We start from the raw sequence: 21,361 nt of genomic DNA, 5'->3' as shown, positions 1-21,361 counted from the left end.
AAATCCTGTGGGAGCGTGGCTTGCCCGCGAAGAGGCCCGAACAAACAACCCACCCCCCAATGACTCGACAGTGACAACCCCGGCCTTTGCGACCAGCGGCAAAATGTCATACAGCCCGCCTCAACCCCTCTAGTTCGGCAGTCTCAGACACCCAATCAAACTCCGCGCATCGACATGACCGCACGCTACAAATACCCGCTTACAATTTAGCCAATCATAAAACCCGATCGTGTACTACCAAGTGTTAGGTTGAGCGCCTTATCGATCCATGAGATGCCAACGTAGTCATGCGCATCAAACCTCCCGGTTTTCCTGCCTTCTGTGCTTACCTTCTACTGTCCTGCCTGTTTGCGACCGCGTGGATCATCAATCCTGCCAATACGCACTCTTCCTTTGCCCTGATCAGTCCCGTGATGGCAGTGGCCGGCAAAGTGGCCAAGCCCATCTATACCAGCCGTTTCGCCTCCTCCGGGCTGGTGGATTTCGTGCATTCCTCGGCGGTCACCGCCCTGCCCGACGGCAGTCTGATGACGGTCTGGTTTGCTGGCTCCCGCGAAGGCGCAGCCGATGTACAGGTGCGCTCCGCCCGGTTCGACTCGAAAACCGGCGAATGGGGTGCTGAACAGGTATTGGCCACTCGGGACTCGACCCAACAGGGCACTCGTAAATACATCCGCAAGCTGGGCAACCCGGTGGTGGCCCTCGCGCCGGATAATCGCGTGTGGCTGTTTTATGTCTCCGTGTCCATGGGTGGCTGGGCCGGAAGCGCGGTCAATGTGATGGTTTCCGACGACTTCGGTGAACATTGGTCCGCTCCGCGCCAACTGATCACCTCGCCCTTTCTCAACATCAGCACCCTGGTCCGCTCGGCACCGGTGTTTCATGCCGACGGTTCCATCGGCCTGCCGGTCTACCACGAGTTCCTGGGCAAGTTCGCCGAATACCTCTACTTGAGCGCGGACGGTGCGGTGATCGACAAATTCCGCATCAGCCACGGCACGAATTCATTGCAGCCCACGGTGGTGCCGCTGGACGGCCAGCGAGGCATCGCCTTGCTGCGTTATGCCGGCAACACCCACCACCGTGTTCTGGCGACACGCACTGACGACGCAGGGCAAACCTGGAGCGAGCCTTATCCGCTCGACCCCTCGAATCCGAATTCCTCGCTCGCCGCCGTCGCAACACCCGAACATGGGTTGCTGGTGGCGCTCAACGACCTGATTGAGGGGCGCTTCAAGCTGAGCCTTTATGGGACCGACGCCAAAATGGACGATTGGCGCTCGTTGCGCGACCTGGACAAATCACCCGATCCACTGGGCGCGCCGTTTTCTCCCGAAGCCTACAAGGAGATCATTGGCAGAGAATTTCGCGGCTCCAGCGGCGCACGCCGCCAATCACTGGAAGCGGAGTTCCTGGATAATCTCGACAACCGTGTCTGTAAAAACCAGGAATGTGAATTCGAATACGAATACCCCTACTTCATCCGCAGTCCCGACGGCATGTATCACTTGGTTTATTCCTGGAACAACACCTTCATCAAGCACGTTACCTTTAACGATGCATGGCTTAACGAGCGTCTCAAATGATCAGTCTGTGGCAAGCACATGTCAGCTTCGCAATGATCATCTTTCTGGTGCTGCCTTCGTTCGGTTTGCCCAGGACCCGGCGGATGGCACTGCTGGCCGCGTTGCTGGCCGTCAGCTTCATCTCGCTGGAAGGGTTGTCGTTGGCCGCGTATTTGCGCAGCTACATTGATGACCTCGCGATCACCACCCTGGTGTTCATGGCGTGGGGCTGCTTGCGTCGGCTGGACATGTTGCCACCGGCACGGGGCAAAACCGGCGTATTGATCCTCTTCGCCGCGATGGCCGTGGTGCTGTACCCGGCCACTCTGGGCATGAGTGATGTGGACCCCTATCGGATCGGCTACAGCCCGCGCCCCATGTTGATGTTCTTCGCAGCGCTCACGCTGGGCCTGTTTTACCTGCGCAATGGCCTGGCCGTCTTGATGCTGGCCACCGCAACCCTGGCCTTCATCGTCGGGATCAAACCTTCGCAAAACTATTGGGATTACCTGGTTGATCCGCTGCTGGGTCTGTACTGCTGCGGGGCACTGCTGATGCTTGCCCTGCGCTGGACGTATCGCTGCTCAATCAAGCGGCGTGGTGCGGTGGCCGACGAATGCAAATCCGTTTGAGATTTAACGACTTTTTAACAGGGGATCAGGGATGGGTTGGCTGCACTCGAGACGTTTACATTATTGGCTAGGCGCTACAGCGATTGCGTTTGTGCTGTTTGCACTGCTGAGGGTGGTGTTCTTCTTCGGCTTTTCCGGGTTCGAACCCAACGCCCTGATCGACACAAAGGGCGTCTGGAAAACCCTGAGCATCGGCTTCAATTTCGATCTGCGCCTGGCCATTCTGACGATGTTGCCGTTGGCGTTGCTGGCCTGGATGCCTCGCTGGAACCTGCTCAGCAGCCGTCTACTGCGCCGCATCGCACGCGTTTACCTGGTCGCAGCCCTGAGCGTGCTGCTGCTGATCTACATCATCGACTTTGGCCATTACGCCTACCTGGGCGTGAGGATCAACGCCACCGTGCTGCGCTTCATCGAGGATGCGCAGATCTCCCGCGACATGGTTTGGCAGACTTACCCGGTAATCTGGATTTCACTGGGTTGGCTGGCGACGGTCGCGTTGGTGACACTGGCCCTGGTGCGTCTGGAGCGCGTCACGCTGGACCGCCCTCGCAAGGTCATTCGCAAGCTCTCCGCGGCGTGGGGTGGCGCGTTGATGGTCGTCTTGGTGCTGCTGGGCATCTTGGGTCGTGTCGAAAACATGAACCTTGAAAACCCCGTTCCGTTGCGCTGGAGCGATGCGTTCTTCTCGGGTAATAACCAGATCGCCGCGCTGGGCCTGAACCCGGTGCTGTTTCTCTACGATACGGGCAAAGTCGGGCAGTCGCGTTATGACGAGGCGCAAGTGCGCGAACATTACGCGGTCATGGCCAACTACCTGGGCGTCGACAAGCCCGACCCGCAGACCCTTGATTTCGTGCGGCACCAGGCGCCCCAACCGTACAAGATCCCGGGTTCCCGTCCCCCGAACGTGATGTTCATCATGCTTGAATCGCTGGGCACCAGTGCCGTCGGGGCCTACGGCAACCCGATCAATCCGACGCCCAACCTCGATCGGCTGGCCACTCAGAGCTGGTTCTTCGAGCATTTCTACGTACCCGTAACGGGGACCGCGAAAACCGTCTGGGCCAGCATCAGCGGGGTACCTGATGTCACGCGACAGGAAACCGCGACGCGTAATCCGCTGATCACCCAGCAAAACACGCTGATCAATGCGTTTACCGGTTACGAGAAGATCTACACCATCGGCGGCAACTCTGGCTGGGCCAACATGAATGCCCTGATCCGGCAGAGTATCGACGGCGTGCGGCTGTTCGAAGAGCGGGACTGGAAATCGCCGGTGGTGGATGTCTGGGGCATTTCCGATCTGGACCTGTTCAAGGAAACCGACCAGATCCTGCAAGCACTGCCCAAGGACAAACCGTTCTTTGCGTATGTGCAGACGGCCGGCAATCACCGCCCGTTCACGATCCCCAAGAGCAATGACGGCTTCGAGGTCAAGCACCCGACCCTGGACGAAGTACAGGCTGCCGGATCGCGCAGTGTCGAGCAGTACAACGCCGTGCGCCTGCTGGACTTCAACCTCGGCCGCTTGATGGAAATCGCCAAGGCCGGTGGCTTTCAGCCCGATAATCATCAGAGGTTGCAGCAATCAGCCTTCGTGCCTTGATGCCACCCTTGCGCTTGACCGGATCCAACCGGATCAAATTCAATGTAAGTTGCTTGAGAACGGCCATGTTGTGGGCAGCATGCCCGGTTCGGATCCGCATCTGATCGTCACCAAAAATGACATCCATGCACCAGTGGACGCGGTTCTCCACGCCCCAGTGCGCCCTGATGGCATGTGCGATGCGCTCTGCATCCGGAGCAAGACTGCTGATGTAGTAACGGCGCTCCAGGCTGGTCTGGTTGCCCACAGTCCGCTCGGACTCCAGCATCACGAAAGTGCGCAGTCCTGGCCAGCGTTCTGGCTGTGGCAGGCACTGGAGTTGGTCGAAAACATGGCAGCGACGAACCTCCAGCCGGCCATGGTCCTTCTCGACATGCTCGAAGTGCGCATGGGGTACCCGGGCAGGATCGCCGTCCAAAAAGGTGTCAGCGAAGTCATCGATCGCTTCGGCCAGCTTCGGCTGGTTTCCCTTGATGGCCAGCAGATAGTGCGCCCCGCGATCGAGAATGGCCTGTGCAATGTCCGGCTGGGTACCCATGGCATCGATCGTCACGGTGCAGCCCTCAAGCGCCAGTGTGGCCAGCAGCTCAGGAATGGCGGTCTTCTCGTTGGACTTCTGGGAGGTCGCCCTCTGCCCGAGAATCAGCCCTGAATCAGCCGCAAAAGCGCTGACCAGGTGCAACGGGGCCGTGTTTTTCTTGCCGGAGCGGCGACTGGTCTTGCCGTCTAGGGCAACCACTTGCGGAGAAAGGGCCGGTAGGATCGCCGCAACCCAACAGCGGAAGGCCTGCTCGAACTCCTCTGGATCGATCAGGCTGAATAGCCGTCCAAAGGTGTCGTGTGAGGGAATGCCGTGGGGTAGTTTCAGAATACGGCGGAACCAGTCCAGCCGCTGCTCAGCCCAGAGTTCGATTTCGATGAAGGTGTCAGCGCCGGCAAGCACGCCGCAGATAGCCACGACCAGTGTTTCGACCAGGTCGTGACGAATCTTGCCCTGCTGACGGGGATCATTGATGGCGACCAGAACATCGGAGATTGGTATGTGATGCGACATTGCAGGGCATACTCAATAACGTGACGCTGGAGCAAGCCCAGGCTGCCGGTTCACGCAGCGTCGAGCAATATAACGCGGTGCGCCTGCTGGATTACAACATCGGCCGCCTGATGGAAATCGCCAAGGCCGGCGGCTGGTACGACAACAGCATTTTTGTGTTTTTCGGNGACCACAACACCCGGATCGCGCAGATCCCGTTCCTGGCACCGGCCTACGAGCAACTGGGCCTGGAAAGCAACGCGGTGCCGATGATCATCCACGCACCTGGCTTGATCGGAACGCGCCAGGTCAAGGAAGCGGTTGGTCTGGTGGACTTGCTGCCCACCGTGGCGGGGATGGCCGGCCTTGAGTTCCGCAACAGCGGCATGGGCCGTGATATCCAGCAGCCCGCGCCCGAGGGTGAACGCGTGGTGCCGCTGGTATTGCGTGAGGGCACGTTCCCGCTGATTGCCGGCGTGACTCAACACTACATGGTGCAGATGGAGCACGACGGCAGCTCGCCGACCCTTCACGACTTGGCCTCAATGACGCCACGGGACAATGTTGCCGAGAAAAACCCTGAAGAGTTCAAACGCCTGTCGGCGCTGACCCGCGCCATGCATGAAACCTCAAGGTTGATGCTGTATCAGAACGTGCGCAAGTAACCGCTCAGGCCTGCAAACCCGCGTCTAAGCTCCAGATAGACGCGGGCCCTCCCCGCGCCCCCCGTAAAAGACTCTGCCTATCACTCCCCAATACTCCACCTATTAGCTGACTTCCCAAGTGGGGTCTAACCTGTATCCAGCGCTGGCGGAACAAGCTGGCCGGTTTAGTGCTGATAAGGAGACAGGAATGAGCCCGACGCTTGACTAGGCCACCCGTGGGCCACCGCCGCTGTCCANGCCACCGCCGCTGTCCAATTCCCGTGTGGTCCAGACCATCAGTTGATCCAACTGTGGGTCCTGCAGCCTATGTCATTGAGTTCGCTCGTTGCTATCTAACGCCCACCCCGGGCCGATAGCCGGATGAAACACGACCAAAGGTAGCTCACACATGGCAAATGAATCGAAATGCCCGTTCAATCACGCCGCTGGCGGTGGCACGACGAACCGCGATTGGTGGCCGAACCAACTGAATCTGAAGATCCTGCACCAGCACTCGTCCCTGTCCGACCCTACGGACGAGGGCTTCAACTACGCCGAAGAATTCAAGACCCTGGACTTTGAGGCGGTCAAGCGCGACCTGACGGCGCTGATGACCGATTCCCAAGACTGGTGGCCGGCGGACTTCGGTCACTATGGGCCGCTGTTCATACGCATGGCCTGGCACGCCGCTGGCACGTACCGCACGGGCGACGGTCGTGGCGGTGCCGGCTCCGGCCAGCAACGCTTTGCACCCCTCAACAGCTGGCCGGATAACGTCAGCCTCGACAAGGCGCGCCGGCTGCTCTGGCCGATCAAACAAAAGTACGGTCGTAAAATCTCCTGGGCCGACCTGATCGTCCTCACCGGCAACGTCGCGCTGGAGTCCATGGGCTTCAAGACCTTTGGTTTTTCCGGTGGCCGTGCGGACGTCTGGGAACCCGATGAAGACGTCTACTGGGGCTCGGAAAACAAATGGCTGGGCGGCGACACCCGCTACGGCAAAGAAAGCGCTCCCGTGGAAGCTCCCGGTGACGGCCCTCTCGTCGCCGAACCCGGTAAAAATGAGGAGAGCCGTACCGACCACGGCCGCAACCTCGAAAACCCGCTGGCCGCCGTGCAAATGGGCCTGATCTACGTCAACCCCGAAGGCCCGGAAGGCGAACCAGACCCGGTCAGATCCGCCTTAGACATCCGCGAAACCTTCGGCCGCATGGCAATGAACGACGAAGAAACCGTGGCGCTGATTGCCGGCGGCCACGCCTTCGGCAAAACCCACGGCGCCGGCCCTGCCGACAACGTCGGCGCCGAACCCGAAGCGGCGGGCCTCGAAGCTCAGGGCTTTGGCTGGAAGAACAGCTTCGGCACCGGCAAAGGCCCGGACACCATCACCAGTGGCCTGGAAGTGACCTGGACCACTACGCCTACAAAGTGGAGCAACAACTACCTTGAAAACCTGTTCGGCTTCGACTGGGAACTGAGCAAAAGCCCGGCCGGTGCGCACCAGTGGGTCGCCAAAAACGGCGCCGGTGCCGGTACCATCCCGGATGCTTTCGACCCGTCCAAACGGCGTAATCCGACGATGCTGACTTCGGACCTGGCCCTGCGATTCGACCCGATCTACGAACCGATCTCGCGGCGCTTCCTGGCCAATCCGGATCAGTTGGCCGACGCCTTCGCCCGTGCCTGGTTCAAACTGATCCACCGTGACATGGGCCCCCTCTCCCGCTACCTTGGGCCAGAAATGCCCAGCGAAGAACTGCTGTGGCAGGACCCGATCCCAGAGGTCGACCACGCGTTGGTCAACGACAGCGACGTCGCAGCACTCAAGAGCAAAGTGCTTGCTTCGGGCCTGAGCGTCTCGCAGCTGGTATCGACGGCGTGGGCAGCGGCTTCCACCTTTCGTGGCTCCGACAAACGTGGCGGCGCCAACGGTGGTCGTCTGCGTCTGTCTCCGCAGAAAACCTGGCAAGCCAACCAGCCTGAGCAACTGGCAAACGTGCTGGCGAAGCTCGAGAGCATCCAGAGCGAGTTCAACAACAGCGGCAAGAAAATCTCGCTGGCGGATTTGATCGTTCTGGCGGGTGATGCAGGTGTCGAACAGGCGGCGAAAAACGCCGGCCACAGCGTCACGGTGCCGTTCACACCAGGGCGGATGGACGCCTCGCAAGAGCAGACGGATGTCGAATCTTTCGGCTTCCTCGAACCCATCGCCGATGGCTTCCGTAACTACCTCAAATCCCGCTACAGCGTGTCGGCCGAGCATCTGCTGATCGACAAGGCGCAACAGCTGACATTGACCGCGCCTGAAATGACCGCGCTCGTGGGTGGTCTTCGCGTGTTGAACACCAACGTCGGGCAAACTAAACACGGCGTGTTCACCCAGCAGCCAGAGGCGTTGACCAACGACTTCTTCAAGAACCTGCTGGACATGGGGGTGGAATGGAAACCGACCTCGGAGGCTAACGAGGCGTTTGAAGCACGCGATCGCAAAACCGGTGAAGTGAAGTGGACCGGCACGCGGGTTGATCTGGTCTTTGGCTCTCATGCGCAATTGAGGGCGCTGGCTGAGGTGTACGCGAGCAGTGACGCGAAGGAGAAATTTGTGAAGGACTTCGTGGCGGCGTGGACCAAGGTGATGAACCTGGATCGGTTCGATGTAAAGTGATGAAAACGTTAAGTCTATGAGGCCTGGAATGGGCCACCTCGATCCGGTGATACGGATGGGGGTGGCCCATGTTTTTTGACTGGACTAGACGGCTGTTGCTTCAGGCGACACTCAACCGGCAGGTGACAGATCAAAGTCCACCTTCAACCACCCGATGCCCGAATGGATTCGCCGGTGACCCAATGCGAGTCGTCGGATGCCAGGAAAACAGCCAGCGGCGCAATGTCTTCGGGCTCACCGAAACGGCCGAGCGGCGTACCGGCGATCAGCTGTTCACCAAACGCTCCGGCGAAGTTGCCCTCCGTCGCCGGCGTATTGGTGTGACCGGGCAAGATCGAGTTGACCCTGATCCCTCGCGGCCCGAGCTCTCTGGCCAAGGCAAACGTCAATGTATCAACCGCGCCCTTGGTGGCCGAATAAACGCTGGAAGCCAAATAGGGATCGGTGCTGAGAATCGAGCTGATGTTGATGATGCTGCCCGAGGGGCCAAACAGCTTGACGGCTTCTCGGACCGCCAGGAGATACCCAAGCACATTCAGATTGAATTGCTGGTGGAACGCGTCCTCGGTGAGGTCTTCGATCATTTGAAATACCGCGACGCCCGCATTGTTCACCAGAATATCCAGCGCCCCGAAGTCCGCCCTGACCGTGTCGAACAGGCGGACCACATCGGCTGATAGACTGATATCCGCCTGAATGGCGACGGCTTTACCGCCCTGCCCCTGAATCTGCGCGACCACCGCATCGGCGTCGGCTTTGCTCGACGCGTAGTTCACAACGACCGTTGCTCCTGCCGCGCCCAATGCTTTGGCAATACCTGCGCCGATGCCTTTCGATGCGCCCGTGACAACAGCAATTTTTCCTTCAAGTTTCATGAGGCTGACCTTTACCTGAGTTGATTGATCCATCGCAGGTCTGCCTGCCATCAGGTTTTGAAGGCCTGAACGCAACCTGCCGCTTGCCCCCAGTATCCGGGCAGGTGAAGGACAAACGTTTGCCAGTTGTTATCGAATGCTTGCCTATTCTTCTCGCATGGCTTGCCCTGCTCGCGGCGATGGCTCATGTTCAGCGCATGAATCCTGCGATCGAAGAACTGCGCCGCCTCGTGATGCGCGCGGAAAACAAGTGGACGGACACCGGGCTGCCGCGTGTGGCGATGGTCCAGGCGGAGGCGTGTGCGAGCCAGGTGTATCAACCGATGCTGCACCTGGTGCTCCAGGGTGCAAAAACCTTGTCTATCGGCGATCAGGTTTATCAGTATCTGCCGATGACCTACTTCCTCGTGCCGGTGGACGTGCCCGCCACCGGTGAGATACACCCCGGCGGACCAGGCTTGCCCTATCTTGCGATCAGCCTGACCCTGGACCCGAGCGTCATCGCGACGCTGCTGACAACCGACATCAAGACGACCGCGCCGCCACCCGCAAGCCGCTTTGCGGCGGTGCCGGCACAGGCTGAAATGATCGACGCCTGGTTGCGCATGATGCGGCTGATGGACCGCCCAAACGAAGCCGCGGTACTGGCGCCGATGCTTGAGCGGGAGATTCTGTTTCGAGCCTTGCAAGGACCGCTAGGGCCGATGCTGCGTGAAATCGCTCGCCCGGATGGTCGTCTGGCGCAGATACGCCGCGCCACCCAATGGATCCGTGAGCACTACACCGAACCCTTTCGCGTCGAGCCACTGGCGACCATGACCGACATGAGCGTTGCGGCGTTTTATCGGCATTTCAAATCCATCACAGGCATGACGCCCATTCAATATCAAAAGCGCCTGCGCCTGCTCAGGGCTCGCTGGTTATTGCTGTTCGACCCTCGCGATGCCGCTTCAATTGCCTTCACCGTGGGGTATGAAAGCGCATCACAATTCAGCCGTGAATATGCACGCCTGTTCGGCATGCCACCGGCGCGTGATGCTGCAAGGTTCAGGGCGCCCGTTGTATACGGATGGGGGTGGCCCATGTTTTTTGACTGGACTAGACGGCTGTTGCTTCAGGCGACACTCAACCGGCAGGTGACAGATCAAAGTCCACCTTCAATCGAACCCCTCCCAGCCTGAAAGGTCTGCTGCTTAGTACTTCTCTGGAATAGCCCCCATGTCTGCGCACCAAAGCCTTGTTGTACTCGCTCGGGGAGGGTATGCCGCTCGAGGCGTTCTTTACCTGATCATTGGCATCTTCGCGTTGCTGGCGGCTCAAGACTCGACAAAACCGAAGGACAGTCATCGGAGTCTGGAGGCCGTGTTAAGCCAGCCTTTCGGTTATGTTTTAGTTGGATTAGTGGTGGCGGGGCTGCTCGCGTTCGCCTGTTGGCGAGTGCTGCAAGCCCTGCGCGACGTTGATCATCACGGTAACAATATGAAGGGCCTGGTCATTCGGGCAGGACTGTTGGCAGGAGGTTTGGTCAACGGCGCGCTGGCGTTTTTTGCGTTGGGCTTGCTCATCAGCGGCATCAGAAGCTCGGGCGACTCCAGCGGTGGGCAGACCAAGGATCTACTGGCGCATCTGTTGTCCTGGGAACACTCGAATGTCTTGGTGTACCTCGTCGCACTCGTCCCTCTTGGTGTAGGTATTGCCCACATCATCAAGGGCTGGAAGTCGTCGTTCGAGAAATATTATGAAGCGGACGAAGACGTCATGCGCTACGTCCGTCCCGTCTCTCGGTTCGGTCTGATCGCCCGTGGCGTCGTCTTTATCGAGATCGCCCTGTTGCTGATGATCAGTGGCTCCCGCTATAAAGCCATGGACCCACCCGGCATGAAGGAGGCCCTCGATGCGCTGCAGAATCTACCGGCGGGCGGCGTCATCTTGATGGTGATGGCCCTGGGGTTGATCGCCTTTTCGGTGTACAGCTTGTCCGAAGCCGCCTGGCGCAAGATCAACATGGATGTGCCTGGCGTACCGGGCGCATAGCGGCATGAACGTCCGACCGGTTTTTGCATCCCCCACACAGCTGACCTCAACCAAGGACTGATGATGACTTTTCTGATTTTTCTTTTAGCCTGCGGTGCTGCGGCCAGTACTGGCCTACTTTTCAAACCGGGCCAGTGGTACGAATCACTCGTCAAACCGAGCTTCACGCCACCCAATTGGCTGTTTCCAGTCGCCTGGTCGATTATCTATCTGCTGCTCGCCTGGACCGGGTACCGGTTGTCGCTGATACCTGGAAGCCAGGTGGTGCTGGCGTTATGGGCGGCGCAGATTGCCCTGAATACGCTGTGGACACCGGTGTTCTTCGGCGCGCACCGCATTTTCGCCAGCATGGTGATCCTGACGCTGCTCTGGCTGGTGGTCGCCGCCATGGTGGTGATGGCGATGCGGCTAGATGTAATCACTGGCTTGATCCTGTTCCCCTACCTTGTGTGGCTTTGTGTGGCGGCGGCGTTGAATTTTTCCATCTTGCGCAATAACCGCTGATGACGAACTTCGAGTGGGCAACTCGACGGCTGTCTATTCACGACTCGCCGTCGACAAGTCTCACCCGGTGGCAGTCTGAAGGTCCCAGTTTTTGCCCGGTGGATGAACGAACATCCATCGGCATCAGGGCCTGGCCGGACGCGTTGTCCAACAGCACAGAACGCGTCTCCTGCGGCTGGAACAGAAAACGTTCGCCCCACTGCCTCATGCTGATCACCACCGGAAAGATCTCCCGCCCTTTGTCCGTCAGGACGTACTCCTTGTAGGCGCTACCATCTGACGCCGGTCGAACGTCGAAGACCCCGACCTCAACCAATGCCTTCAGCCGCGAGGCCAGAATATTTTTGGCCACGCCCAGGCTCTTCTGAAATTCGCTGAATCGGCGAATGTCATCAAAGGCGTCGCGAAGGATCATGAGCGACCAGCGATCCCCAATCACCTCAAGTGTTCTTGCTACCGGGCATTCGCTGCTCTGCGGTGAAGTGCCTTCGACCATCGTATTTACCTTTTGGATAACGGTTGCCAAGTCTGTCGACCAAGCTGGTTGCAATTTGAAACTTGATTCAGCAATAATCAAATCAGGTTTTTAATTGCAACCAGCTTAACGCCATGGAGGCGTTCATGACAGCAGATGCCGACGCAATAGCCAAACGTAACACCGGGCAGCCTTCGGGATTGCCGCCTGCGGAAGCCGGAGAAAGCAGTAGGACTGACCCGTCTTCGGGGCTTTCTCCGTCACTCACGTTATTGTTTTCTGTCACCTGCGCGCTGGCCGTCGCCAATGTTTACTTTGCCCAACCTTTGCTTGCCTCGATGGCCGACAGCCTGGGGGGCACTTCAGGATTGATTGGGGTCGTGGTGACGGCTACTCAGGCCGGATACGCGCTGGGGTTATTGTTCATCGTACCGCTGGGCGACAGGGTCAACCGTAAACGGCTGATTTTGACTCAAGTGATGCTGTCTGCCCTTGCGCTGGCGGCCGTCGGCGCATCACAGCAGTGGCTGGCTCTCTTGGGCGCCATGATTGTGATGGGCTTACTGGCCGTGGTGGTTCAGGTGCTTGTAGCCTATGCCGCCGCGCTCGCAACGCCGTCACAACGCGGGCAGGCCGTGGGAACCCTAACGAGCGGAGTTGTCCTGGGCATTCTGCTGGCGCGGTTTATCTCTGGGCTGATCGCCGATCTGGCGGGCTGGCGCGCCGTCTATTTCGTGTCCTCAGGGTTGATGCTGACCCTCGCGGCGGTCCTGTGGAAAGTGGTGCCCGCCACGGCTTTGCCACGCAATCAAGACACCTACCCCGCGCTGATCCGGTCGCTCTTCAAGCTGTTTATGTCCGAACCGGTTTTGCGGATCAGGGGCCTGTTGGCCTTGTTGATCTTTGCCGCTTTTTCCGTGCTGTGGACCTCCATGGTGCTGCCGCTGAGCGCTCCGCCACTGTCGCTTTCACACACGGCCATCGGCCTGTTTGGCTTGGCCGGCGTCGCCGGTGCCTTGGCTGCCAGAAGAGCCGGCCAGTGGGCCGATAGAGGTTGGGGGCAACGGGTGACCGGCCTTTCGCTGGGGCTCCTGACGCTTTCCTGGTTGCCCATCAGTTTTGCCGAGACGTCCCTGATCGCGCTGGTTTTCGGCGTGGTCGTGCTCGACTTCGCAGTGCAAGCCGTGCACGTCACCAATCAGAGCTTCATTTTTGCTGCACGACCCGACGCCCAGAGTCGCATGGTCGGCGCCTACATGTGCTTCTACTCGGTCGGCAGTGCGCTGGGGGCGGTCGCCGCAACCCAGGTTTATGCGCGCTGGGGCTGGACGGCTGTGAGCCTGCTGGGCGCATTAATCAGCGCTGCGGCTTTGGCGCTTTGGGTTTTTACGAGTCATCTATCACCGACCAATCAAGGACGATCAACATGAAAGCCAGACACCTGCTGCTCGCCATCTCGATTACGGCCATTTGGGGTGTGAATTTTTCAGTGATCAAACTGGGCCTCACCACCATTGACCCGCTGATTCTTGCCGGCATTCGCTTCACGCTTTGCGCACTTCCAGCGATCTTTTTCATTCCGAAACCTGATGTGCAGTGGCGCTACATCATTGGTTACGGCCTGGTCTTCGGCATAGGACTCTGGGGCGTTGTTAACCTCGGCATCAAGTCGGGCCTCTCCGCAGGCATCGCTTCGCTGGTGCTTCAGTTCAGCGCGTTTTTCACGATCCTGCTGGGCTCATGGATATTCAAGGAAACCATTTCCCGCTACCAACTGGCGGGCATGGGCATCGCCTTCTGTGGCTTGTTGAGCATCATCTCGATTGTTGACGGGACAGTGACGACGGCCGGGCTGATCCTGGTGCTGCTGGGCGCGGTGGCCTGGAGTGCAGCCAACGTAATCAACAAAAAAGCCAGGACCACTCAGGTCTTTGCTTTCCTGGTGTGGTCCAGTGCGTTTTCGCCCATCCCTCTTTTCGCGCTTGATTACGCGGTCAACGGCTCGACGGGTTACAGCGCATTGGTGAATCAACTCGACTACCGTGCCGTCCTGTCGATCCTGTTCCAGGTCTACCCCAATACCCTGTTCGGCTACTGGGTGTGGAATTCACTTCTGAAACGGTACCCAGTGTCTACCGTCGCGCCGTTATCGTTATTGGTGCCGGTATTCGGACTGCTGGGTTCAGTCATGATTTTCAATGAGCCCCTGTCATTCAACAAAATCGTCGCCGTCGTTCTCATCGTGTCGGGGCTTGGCGTCGGCTTATACGGACAGCGTTTGCTCAGTGCCGTGCTCAGGCGAGAAGACCGACGCCATAGTGCAGCTGAAGCAAGTGCATCGCTGCCTCATGGACGGGCAACCGAGGCCACACGAAAAATCTTCTAATGCTGAGTCAGCGGTCGTTACCATGGACACGGGTTCAACAGGAGGAATGCAATGGAGCTGAAGTTCAGTCACGTCGATGTACTGGTCAACAACCTCGAAGAAGCCTGTGCTTACTACGCACAGATACTGCAAGCCAGGATCTCTAAAACGCTGGTCTGGGAACGCGGTGGTCTGCACGTGCGCTACGCGGTTGCGTTGATCGGTGCGGAGCGATTCATGCTGGTACAACCGCTGGCGGGGAACCTGAAGGAGCTCCTCGATTCAGCGGGCGAAGGCATGATTTACCGCCACTGCTACTCCACACCGGACATCGAGAAAGCCTATGACGAATTGATAGCCGCGGGTGTTCAGCCTGAAGACGAGAATGGAAAACCACTCGCCCGCGCGAACCTGCAATCTCCGTCCGGGACTCGCATCATCTGGCTGCCCAAGCGCTTCGGGCATTTCTCCATCGAGATATTGGAAGACACTGCGTTGGAGGCCTTTATCGAGGATGCTTTTGCCTGAATGGGGACATATGCGTGGAAGCAACGTCCCGGGTGGGGCCTCGATTGTCCCATCCGAGTTGACAGTCAAACCGTTTTCACCCTCTTTTTCCCTTTCTTGTAGATCATTAATCTAAGCCCATGTTGAACGAAGCCACTTACCCCTCCCGAGAAAGGATTTCATCATGAGCACTCCAACTCTCAGCCGCTTGAACAAAGACGACGCCGTAGTCCTGCTGGTCGACCACCAAACCGGTCTGATCTCGCTGGTGCAGGACTTCTCGCCGAACGAGTTCAAGAACAATGTGCTGGCCCTGGCTGACGTCGCCAAATTCTTCGAACTGCCGACCATCCTGACCACCAGTTTCGAACAAGGCCCCAATGGTCCGCTGGTCCCGGAGCTCAAGGAAATGTTTCCGGACGCGCCCTACATTGCCCGCCCTGGCCAGATCAACGCCTGGGACAACGAAGACTTCGTCAAGGCGATCAAGGCGACCGGCCGCAAACAGCTGATCATTGCCGGTGTCGTGACCGACGTGTGCGTGACCTTCCCGACGCTGTCGGCCCTGGCTGAAGGGTTTGAAGTGTTCGTGGTCACGGATTCTTCCGGCACCTTCAACACCACCGTGCAACAGGCAGCGTGGAACCGCATGACGCAAGCCGGTGCGCAAATGATGAACTGGTTCTCGGTCGCCTGCGAGTTGCAGGGCGACTGGCGCAACGACATCGAAGGCTTGGGGAACTTGCTGTCCCAGCGCATCCCGAACTACCGAAACCTGATGAACAGCTACTCGGCATTAGCAGCCCGTCAGGCGTAAATCTGGCACGCAAAAACCAAGGCCCGCTTTTGCGGGCTTTGGCAATCTTCTGATTTTTCATATCCGAAAATCGTGTGAATTGGCAGGAGTGGAGCATGACCGTTGTCGAGATCGAAGAGCGGCATTGACGAGGTGGCGGTTGTGTAATCAGTGAGAATGAAAACAAGGCCGCCTTCGCGGCCTTGTGTGTTTTCAGGTGTTCAAGGCTGTCGCGTGCTGACTCGCTGCCCGCCTTGCTCGAACATCGCTTCGAAACGCGGTTTGTTGGCCGCGTAATAAGCGGCCACGGCCTGGTCAGAGGAGGTTTGGCGTGCCTGCATCATCAGCGCTTCCAGGTCCGCCTGGGGGATCGAGTAATGAGCGAAGAAATATGCCACTTCCGGGTACTGCTGGCTAAAACCTTTGCGCGCCATGGCGTGAATCTGCTCGGCGCCACCAAAGATATGCTTGGGATCATCCAGGTAACGCAGTGACCACTTGGAGAACATCCAGTGTGGGCTCCAGGCATTGACCAGGGACCATTTGTCACGTTTGAGGTTGCGGTCCAGCTCATTGAGCATGCCGGTTTCCGAGGAGGCCACCAGCTTGTACCCGTCGAGCTTGTATTCTTCCATGGCCTTGACCGTGAGCTTGTATTGGCCATTGCCGACTTCAGAGGTGAGGATCTTGCCGTCGAGTTTTTCCCGGACCTGCGGTTTGTTCAGATCCTCGACGCTCGCCACTTCACTGATGGGCACCGAGGTGGGCACGGCCATGCCGATCCGCCCTTCATACAGCACGCCGAGGTCTTCCAGCCGGTCCTTGTACTTGTCGTAAAACGCCTTGTGGGTACTCGGTAGCCACACCATCGGGATCAGGTCGATATTACCGTTGGCCAGCGCCTGGAATTGAATGCCAATGTCGGCCATCACCAGTTTGACCGGTTGCTTGAGATGTTCCTGCAACGCGGTGCTGGCCAGTTTGACGGTGATTTCGGTGTCGGACCAATTGACCCAGCCAATGCGCACGGGCTCGGGTTCAGCAGCCTGTGCCAGTGCTGCACTTGCTCCAAGCGCAAAGCCGAAAAGGCAGGCACAGGCTTTTTTTCGATACGGCGAACGAGCGTTCATCAGGCGTCTTCCTATTGATGTGGGATAGGCAGGTTGTCTTCATTTGAACGGCCTTACGGTCGTGAACAGTGCAGTCTTCGCTGCTTTAAGCCCGGGCAGCGCAGCCCTCTTCTTCTGCCCCTCGCAATCCCATGCATGTCATCCATCCAGAACACTGACGACGGGGTCTCTGCACCCTTTCGAGCTTGATCTTATCGACGAGTTTTGCGGCGCGCAAGAAAAATGTACACCTGTGTCAACGATGATTGACACAGGTGTACAGTTATCCTAATTTCAACTCGCCAAGCCCGATAAAGCCCCACTACGGAGCGCACCACGATGTCCAGCGATCCCTTGCTGCAACCCTACAAGATCAAGCACCTGACCCTGAAAAACCGGATCATGACCACCGCGCACGAACCGGCCTACCCGGTCGATGGCATGCCGCAGGCGTTGTATCGCGCTTACCATGTCGAACGCGCCAAAGCCGGCGTGGCCCTGACCATGACCGCCGGCTCCGCAGCCGTGTCCCGAGACAGCCCTCCGGTGTTCAACAACGTGCTCGCCTACAAGGACGAAGTGGTCAAATGGATGAAGGACCTGACCGACGAATGCCATGAACACGGCGCGGCCGTGATGATCCAGCTGACACACCTGGGCCGCCGTACCCGCTGGGACAAAGCCGACTGGTTGCCCGTGGTATCGCCCTCGCACCGACGCGAGGCTTCGCACCGGTCCTTCCCGAAGAAGATGGAAGACTGGGACATCGAGCGGATCATCAAGGACTACGTGGATGCCGCCGAGCGCATGAAGGCCGCCGGGCTTGATGGCCTGGAATTACAGGCTTACGGGCACCTGATGGATCAGTTCTGGTCACCGCTGACCAATGACCTCGAAGGCCCTTACGGCGGCTCGCTGGAAAACCGCATGCGCTTTACGTTCGACATCCTCAGGGGCATCCGCCAGCGGGTCGGCGAAGATTTCCTGCTGGGTGTGCGCTATACGGGTGATGAACAACTGCCGGGCGGCTTCAATGCCAGCGAGGGCATGCAGGTCTCACACATGCTCAAGGACAGCGGGCTGGTGGACTTCCTGAACGTCGTGCGCGGCCACATCGACACCGACGCGGGCCTGACCGACGTGATTCCGATCCAGGGCATGCGCAATTCCCCGCACCTGGACTTCGCCGGCGAGATTCGCTCCGCCACGGGTTTTCCGACCTTCCACGCCGCGAAGATTCCCGACGTTGCCACCGCGCGTTACGCCATTGCGTCAGGCAAGGTGGACATGGTGGGCATGACCCGCGCGCACATGACCGACCCGCACATCGTGCGCAAAATCATCGAGAAGCGTGAAGAGGATATCCGCCCGTGCGTGGGTGCGAATTACTGCCTGGACCGGATCTATCAGGGTGGCGCCGCCTATTGCATCCACAACCCGGCGACCGGCCGGGAAACCACGATGCCCCATGACATTCCCAAAGCGGTGGTGAAGCGCAAGGTCCTGGTCATCGGTAGCGGCCCCGCAGGTCTGGAGGCGGCGCGCGTGGCCGGCGAGCGCGGCCACGATGTCATCGTGCTGGAAGCGGCCGACCGCCCTGGCGGCCAAATCCGGCTGACGGCGCTGAACGAGCGCCGACGCGAAATGATCGGCATCATCGATTGGCGGATGAGCCAGTGCGAGCGCCTGGGCGTCAAATTCCACTTCAACACCTGGGCCGAGGCCGACACGGTATTGGCCCATGAACCGGACGTGGTAATCGTTGCCACCGGCGGCCTGCCCCATACCGAGGTGCTGTCGCTGGGCAATGAGCTGGTGGTCTCGACCTGGGACATCATCTCCGGCGATGTAAAGCCTGGCCGCAATGTCCTGATCTTCGATGATGCCGGCGACCACGCCGCCCTGCAGGCGGCCGAAGTCATCGCGCAAAGCGGTGCGACCGTCGAGATCGTCACCCCGGACCGGTCGTTTGCACCCGAAGTCATGGCGATGAACCTGGTGCCCTACATGCGCAGCCTGCAGGACCTGGCCGTCACCTTCACCGTCACCTATCGGGTCGAGTCAGTCGAGAAGCGCGATGGCAGGCTCATTGCGACCTTCGGCAGCGATTACGGCAAGGTCCACAAGCAACGCGTGGTCGATCAGGTCGTCGTCAACCACGGCACGATCCCCCTGGATGACCTGTATTTCGACCTTCGTCCTCATTCGAGCAATGAAGGCGCAGTCGAACAGCACGACCTCATCGCGGGCAACGCACAGCACATCGTCACCAACCCGCAAGGGCGTTTCCAGTTGTTCAGGATTGGTGATGCGGTGTCCGCTCGAAATACCCACGCGGCGATCTATGACGCGTTGCGACTGGTGAAAGATATTTGACTCGACAGCCTCCTTCCCTGAGCGGAAGGAGGCGCTTCGGGCGCAAAGTGTGGGCACGGACCGATCGACTACATGCCTCGCCGGGCCACTTGCGCGCCTTCCTGCACGGCACGCCCCACCATGGCTTCGATGCCCTGATCAGCCATCGACTGCAGCACGGCCGCCGTCACCCCGCGATAAGCCATCAAGTTTTCAATCATTTGCCGGGGATCGTGGCTGGCGAGTAATTGACCGCCACCCACCACCACACCTTGTGCGGCTCGTTGTGCGATCGCGGCCGGGATGCCCGCCGCCACCGCCTGATTCATCAACGCCTGATGCAACATCGCCGCCAAGGCAGGCCCGGTGCCGGACAGCGCGCTGAGGTAATCGATACAGTCCTCATCCGGCACTTCATCCGCCGCACCCACGCACTCGAACAACCGTTGCACCAGCGCTCGGTCCTGCTCGCACAGGCTGGCAGGACAGCACCAAGGCGTGAACGATTGCCTGATTTCCACCGCCGCATTCGGCATCGCCCGTACCACCACTTCGGCGCCCGTTGCCGCGCGAATAGCCGTCGCCGGAACCCCGGCCATCAGGGAAATCACGAGCTTGCCCTTGGCGTTTATCCGCAGTTCGCGAAATTGTTCTGGCCGGATCGACAGCACAACGATATCGCTGAGATCCACCAGCAACTGGTTGTCAGCCAGCAGCCGCACCGGTGGTTCGAACGCGTGGGTGCCGGACCGGTTCGAGACCAGCAAACGATCAGGACGGATGAAGCCGGTATCGAGCAGCGCCTGCGCAATCGCGCGGCCCAGCCAGCCGGTGCCACCGATGATGCCCAGGGTTCTATTCTGCATCGGGGGTGGCCTCCTCAAAGCTGTCGACCCGTGACACGAAAACCCCCGGCTCTTTTTCTGCGTAGCCGAATTTCCCATAAAACCGGTCGAGCTCGCGCCGCTTCGGTGCTTTGCCGGTAAATACGGTGACGTACTCAGGGATTCGCCGGAAACGCACGACGATATCCTCAGTGGTTTTCATGGAGATGTAGCCGATCTGGGTGAGATAGATCGTTCTGGCCCGAGCGTCGGCGGCCGCAACCTCATAACCGAACCGTCGGAACATCGCGGCCAGGGCATTGATTCGCGCTTCATCAGCCAGCGCGATTTCGGCGGACACCTCAGCCGATTGCAGCGCCCAGCTGCGCACGGCAAATTCAAACTGCGAGTCAAACAAATCAGGGTTTAACCAGCATTCGAAAACGTTGAGGATCGCTTCGGAAATACTTTCTGAATAACTCTCGCACTGGCCAATCAGGCCGCCGGTGTTCTTGTCCCGCCACCGCGCCAACAGCGCCGCGAGCAACTGCTCCCGGTCTTCATAAAACCAGTAGAAACTGGTGCGCGACAAATTCAGCCGCTTGGCTAACGGCATCACCCGCACGGCGTCCACACCGGACTCCTTCAGCGCATCGTAAGCCGCGTCCAGCCAGCCATTGACGGAGCCACGCCAACCCGCTTCTTGCGCCTTGATTCGCGTCTTTCCTGCCTGCGGCATTTCGGCTTCCTCTTTGATATCTGATGTCCCGGCAACTGTACGCGGCTGCGTGCAAGGCGTACATAAAATGTACATCAACGTACATTTTTTAGACGGCGGTGGACACTGGAATCCCGTCAGGCGTAAATCTGGCACGCAAAAACCAAGGCCCGCTTTTGCGGGCTTTGGCAATCTTCTGATTTTTCATATCCGAAAATCGTGTAGGAAACCACCCACTGTGGCGAGGGAGCTTGCTCCCGCTGGGCGACGAAGCCGCCCCAAACCCTGCCAAAATTTTAAACATGCCCACCTCCCGTAGCCGCTGGCGAAGCCTGCGTTCGGCTGCACAGCAGCCGCAAATCCGGCACGCACGGTTCATCTGACGTTAAACACGTTCTGATTTCCCGACTGTTATTCAGCTGAATGCAGGATCCGCCATCAGCCACAAAGCAACGATTTTCGTCCTACACACCCGTTTGCAGGCACCAAAATCGCCACCTATATTCGACCCGTCGCTGACCAAAGTTAGCGATAGGGTTTCGCAGCCCTCAAGATTGACACCAAAACACCGTCAGGCATGATGCAGCCGGCTCCGGCTGCAAAGTGTTTTATGGCGGCTGTGCGTGGGAGACCTTCGGGTCTGCCGGGTTT

17 protein-coding genes and 2 pseudogenes are annotated in these 21,361 nt (G+C 59.0%); 13 read left to right on the top strand and 6 right to left on the bottom strand.

Annotation, left to right across the window (positions count from 1 at the left end):
* Window positions 1-287 precede the first annotated feature (287 nt).
* The 3 genes and pseudogenes from B7L09_RS30115 to B7L09_RS30105 all read left to right on the top strand — a co-directional run.
* Entirely contained in the window at window positions 288-1,586 is a 1,299-nt protein-coding gene (locus tag B7L09_RS30115; RefSeq protein WP_094471866.1) for a sialidase family protein, read from the top strand.
* Complete coding sequence (locus B7L09_RS30110) at window positions 1,583-2,197, top strand: hypothetical protein (RefSeq protein ID WP_094471865.1); 615 nt, start codon at window positions 1,583-1,585, stop codon at window positions 2,195-2,197. Before B7L09_RS30115 ends, B7L09_RS30110 begins: the two co-directional genes overlap by 4 nt.
* A 31-nt stretch (window positions 2,198-2,228) precedes the next feature.
* Window positions 2,229-3,758: pseudogene (locus B7L09_RS30105) on the top strand (LTA synthase family protein); the annotation flags it as partial.
* Here the strand turns inward: B7L09_RS30105 and B7L09_RS30100 are convergent.
* Window positions 3,715-4,860, bottom strand: a complete 1,146-nt coding sequence (locus B7L09_RS30100) for an ISAs1-like element ISPa60 family transposase (protein WP_094471864.1) — start codon at window positions 4,858-4,860, stop codon at window positions 3,715-3,717. The pseudogene B7L09_RS30105 and the gene B7L09_RS30100 overlap by 44 nt on opposite strands.
* Before the next feature lie 23 nt (window positions 4,861-4,883).
* On the opposite strand from B7L09_RS30100, the pseudogene B7L09_RS30095 reads away from it, so the two are divergent.
* Together B7L09_RS30095 and katG are read left to right on the top strand one after the other, a co-directional pair.
* Window positions 4,884-5,504, top strand: a pseudogene (locus B7L09_RS30095) (sulfatase-like hydrolase/transferase); the annotation flags it as partial.
* A 388-nt stretch (window positions 5,505-5,892) separates the two neighbouring features.
* A complete protein-coding gene (katG, locus tag B7L09_RS30090) occupies window positions 5,893-8,148 on the top strand; it encodes a catalase/peroxidase HPI (RefSeq protein WP_094471863.1) in 2,256 nt (751 codons plus the stop codon).
* A 143-nt stretch (window positions 8,149-8,291) separates the two neighbouring features.
* Here the strand turns inward: katG and B7L09_RS30085 are convergent, their stop codons facing one another.
* Entirely contained in the window at window positions 8,292-9,023 is a 732-nt protein-coding gene (locus B7L09_RS30085; RefSeq protein WP_094471904.1) for a glucose 1-dehydrogenase, read from the bottom strand.
* A gap of 197 nt (window positions 9,024-9,220) precedes the next feature.
* Between B7L09_RS30085 and B7L09_RS30080 the strand changes: the two genes are divergently transcribed.
* From B7L09_RS30080 to tspO, 3 genes are all read left to right on the top strand, one after another.
* On the top strand, window positions 9,221-10,204 hold the full coding sequence (locus tag B7L09_RS30080) for an AraC family transcriptional regulator (protein ID WP_094471862.1): 984 nt from the start codon (window positions 9,221-9,223) through the stop codon (window positions 10,202-10,204).
* A gap of 37 nt (window positions 10,205-10,241) precedes the next feature.
* Window positions 10,242-11,057, top strand: coding sequence for a DUF1206 domain-containing protein (locus tag B7L09_RS30075; protein ID WP_094471861.1), 816 nt, complete (start codon window positions 10,242-10,244; stop codon window positions 11,055-11,057).
* Window positions 11,058-11,120: 63 nt separating this feature from the next.
* Window positions 11,121-11,561, top strand: a complete 441-nt coding sequence (gene tspO / locus B7L09_RS30070) for a tryptophan-rich sensory protein TspO (protein WP_094471860.1) — start codon at window positions 11,121-11,123, stop codon at window positions 11,559-11,561.
* Window positions 11,562-11,598: 37 nt separating this feature from the next.
* Here the strand turns inward: tspO and B7L09_RS30065 are convergent, their stop codons facing one another.
* Entirely contained in the window at window positions 11,599-12,057 is a 459-nt protein-coding gene (locus tag B7L09_RS30065) for a winged helix-turn-helix transcriptional regulator (protein ID WP_094471859.1), read from the bottom strand.
* 125 nt (window positions 12,058-12,182) lie between these two features.
* Here B7L09_RS30065 and B7L09_RS30060 point away from each other — a divergent pair, with 125 nt between their 5' ends.
* The 4 genes from B7L09_RS30060 to ycaC all read left to right on the top strand — a co-directional run bounded on the left by B7L09_RS30060 (window position 12,183) and on the right by ycaC (window position 15,725).
* Window positions 12,183-13,466: an MFS transporter gene (locus tag B7L09_RS30060; RefSeq protein WP_094471858.1), complete on the top strand. Its 1,284-nt coding sequence runs from the start codon at window positions 12,183-12,185 to the stop codon at window positions 13,464-13,466.
* Window positions 13,463-14,422 carry an EamA family transporter gene (locus tag B7L09_RS30055; RefSeq protein ID WP_094471857.1) on the top strand — a complete coding sequence of 320 codons (960 nt, stop codon included), beginning with the start codon at window positions 13,463-13,465 and terminating at the stop codon, window positions 14,420-14,422. Before B7L09_RS30060 ends, B7L09_RS30055 begins: the two co-directional genes overlap by 4 nt.
* Window positions 14,423-14,473: 51 nt before the next feature.
* Complete coding sequence (locus B7L09_RS30050) at window positions 14,474-14,929, top strand: VOC family protein (protein WP_094471856.1); 456 nt, start codon at window positions 14,474-14,476, stop codon at window positions 14,927-14,929.
* Between the two features lie 163 nt (window positions 14,930-15,092).
* Window positions 15,093-15,725: an isochorismate family cysteine hydrolase YcaC gene (gene ycaC, locus B7L09_RS30045; protein WP_094471855.1), complete on the top strand. Its 633-nt coding sequence runs from the start codon at window positions 15,093-15,095 to the stop codon at window positions 15,723-15,725.
* Between the two features lie 200 nt (window positions 15,726-15,925).
* Here ycaC and B7L09_RS30040 read toward each other — a convergent pair whose 3' ends face one another.
* Window positions 15,926-16,834, bottom strand: a complete 909-nt coding sequence (locus B7L09_RS30040) for a glycine betaine ABC transporter substrate-binding protein (RefSeq protein WP_010455394.1) — start codon at window positions 16,832-16,834, stop codon at window positions 15,926-15,928.
* Window positions 16,835-17,152: 318 nt separating this feature from the next.
* On the opposite strand from B7L09_RS30040, the gene B7L09_RS30035 reads away from it, so the two are divergent.
* The gene (locus B7L09_RS30035) at window positions 17,153-19,189 is read left to right on the top strand and encodes an NADH:flavin oxidoreductase (RefSeq protein ID WP_010455395.1); all 2,037 of its coding nucleotides are present in this window, start codon (window positions 17,153-17,155) and stop codon (window positions 19,187-19,189) included.
* A 68-nt stretch (window positions 19,190-19,257) separates the two neighbouring features.
* Here B7L09_RS30035 and B7L09_RS30030 read toward each other — a convergent pair whose 3' ends face one another.
* Window positions 19,258-20,034 (bottom strand): pyrroline-5-carboxylate reductase family protein, encoded by a 777-nt coding sequence (locus tag B7L09_RS30030; protein ID WP_010455397.1) that lies wholly within the window; start codon window positions 20,032-20,034, stop codon window positions 19,258-19,260.
* Window positions 20,024-20,731, bottom strand: a complete 708-nt coding sequence (locus B7L09_RS30025) for a TetR/AcrR family transcriptional regulator (RefSeq protein WP_010455399.1) — start codon at window positions 20,729-20,731, stop codon at window positions 20,024-20,026. Before B7L09_RS30025 ends, B7L09_RS30030 begins: the two co-directional genes overlap by 11 nt.
* Window positions 20,732-21,361 lie beyond the last annotated feature (630 nt).

It is taken from the genome of Pseudomonas mandelii (genome assembly GCF_002251635.1).
Classification (GTDB): Bacteria; Pseudomonadota; Gammaproteobacteria; order Pseudomonadales; family Pseudomonadaceae; genus Aquipseudomonas; species Aquipseudomonas mandelii_B.
Note: the sequence above shows the minus strand (reverse complement) of the source record. Positions and strands in the feature narration are given on the sequence as shown.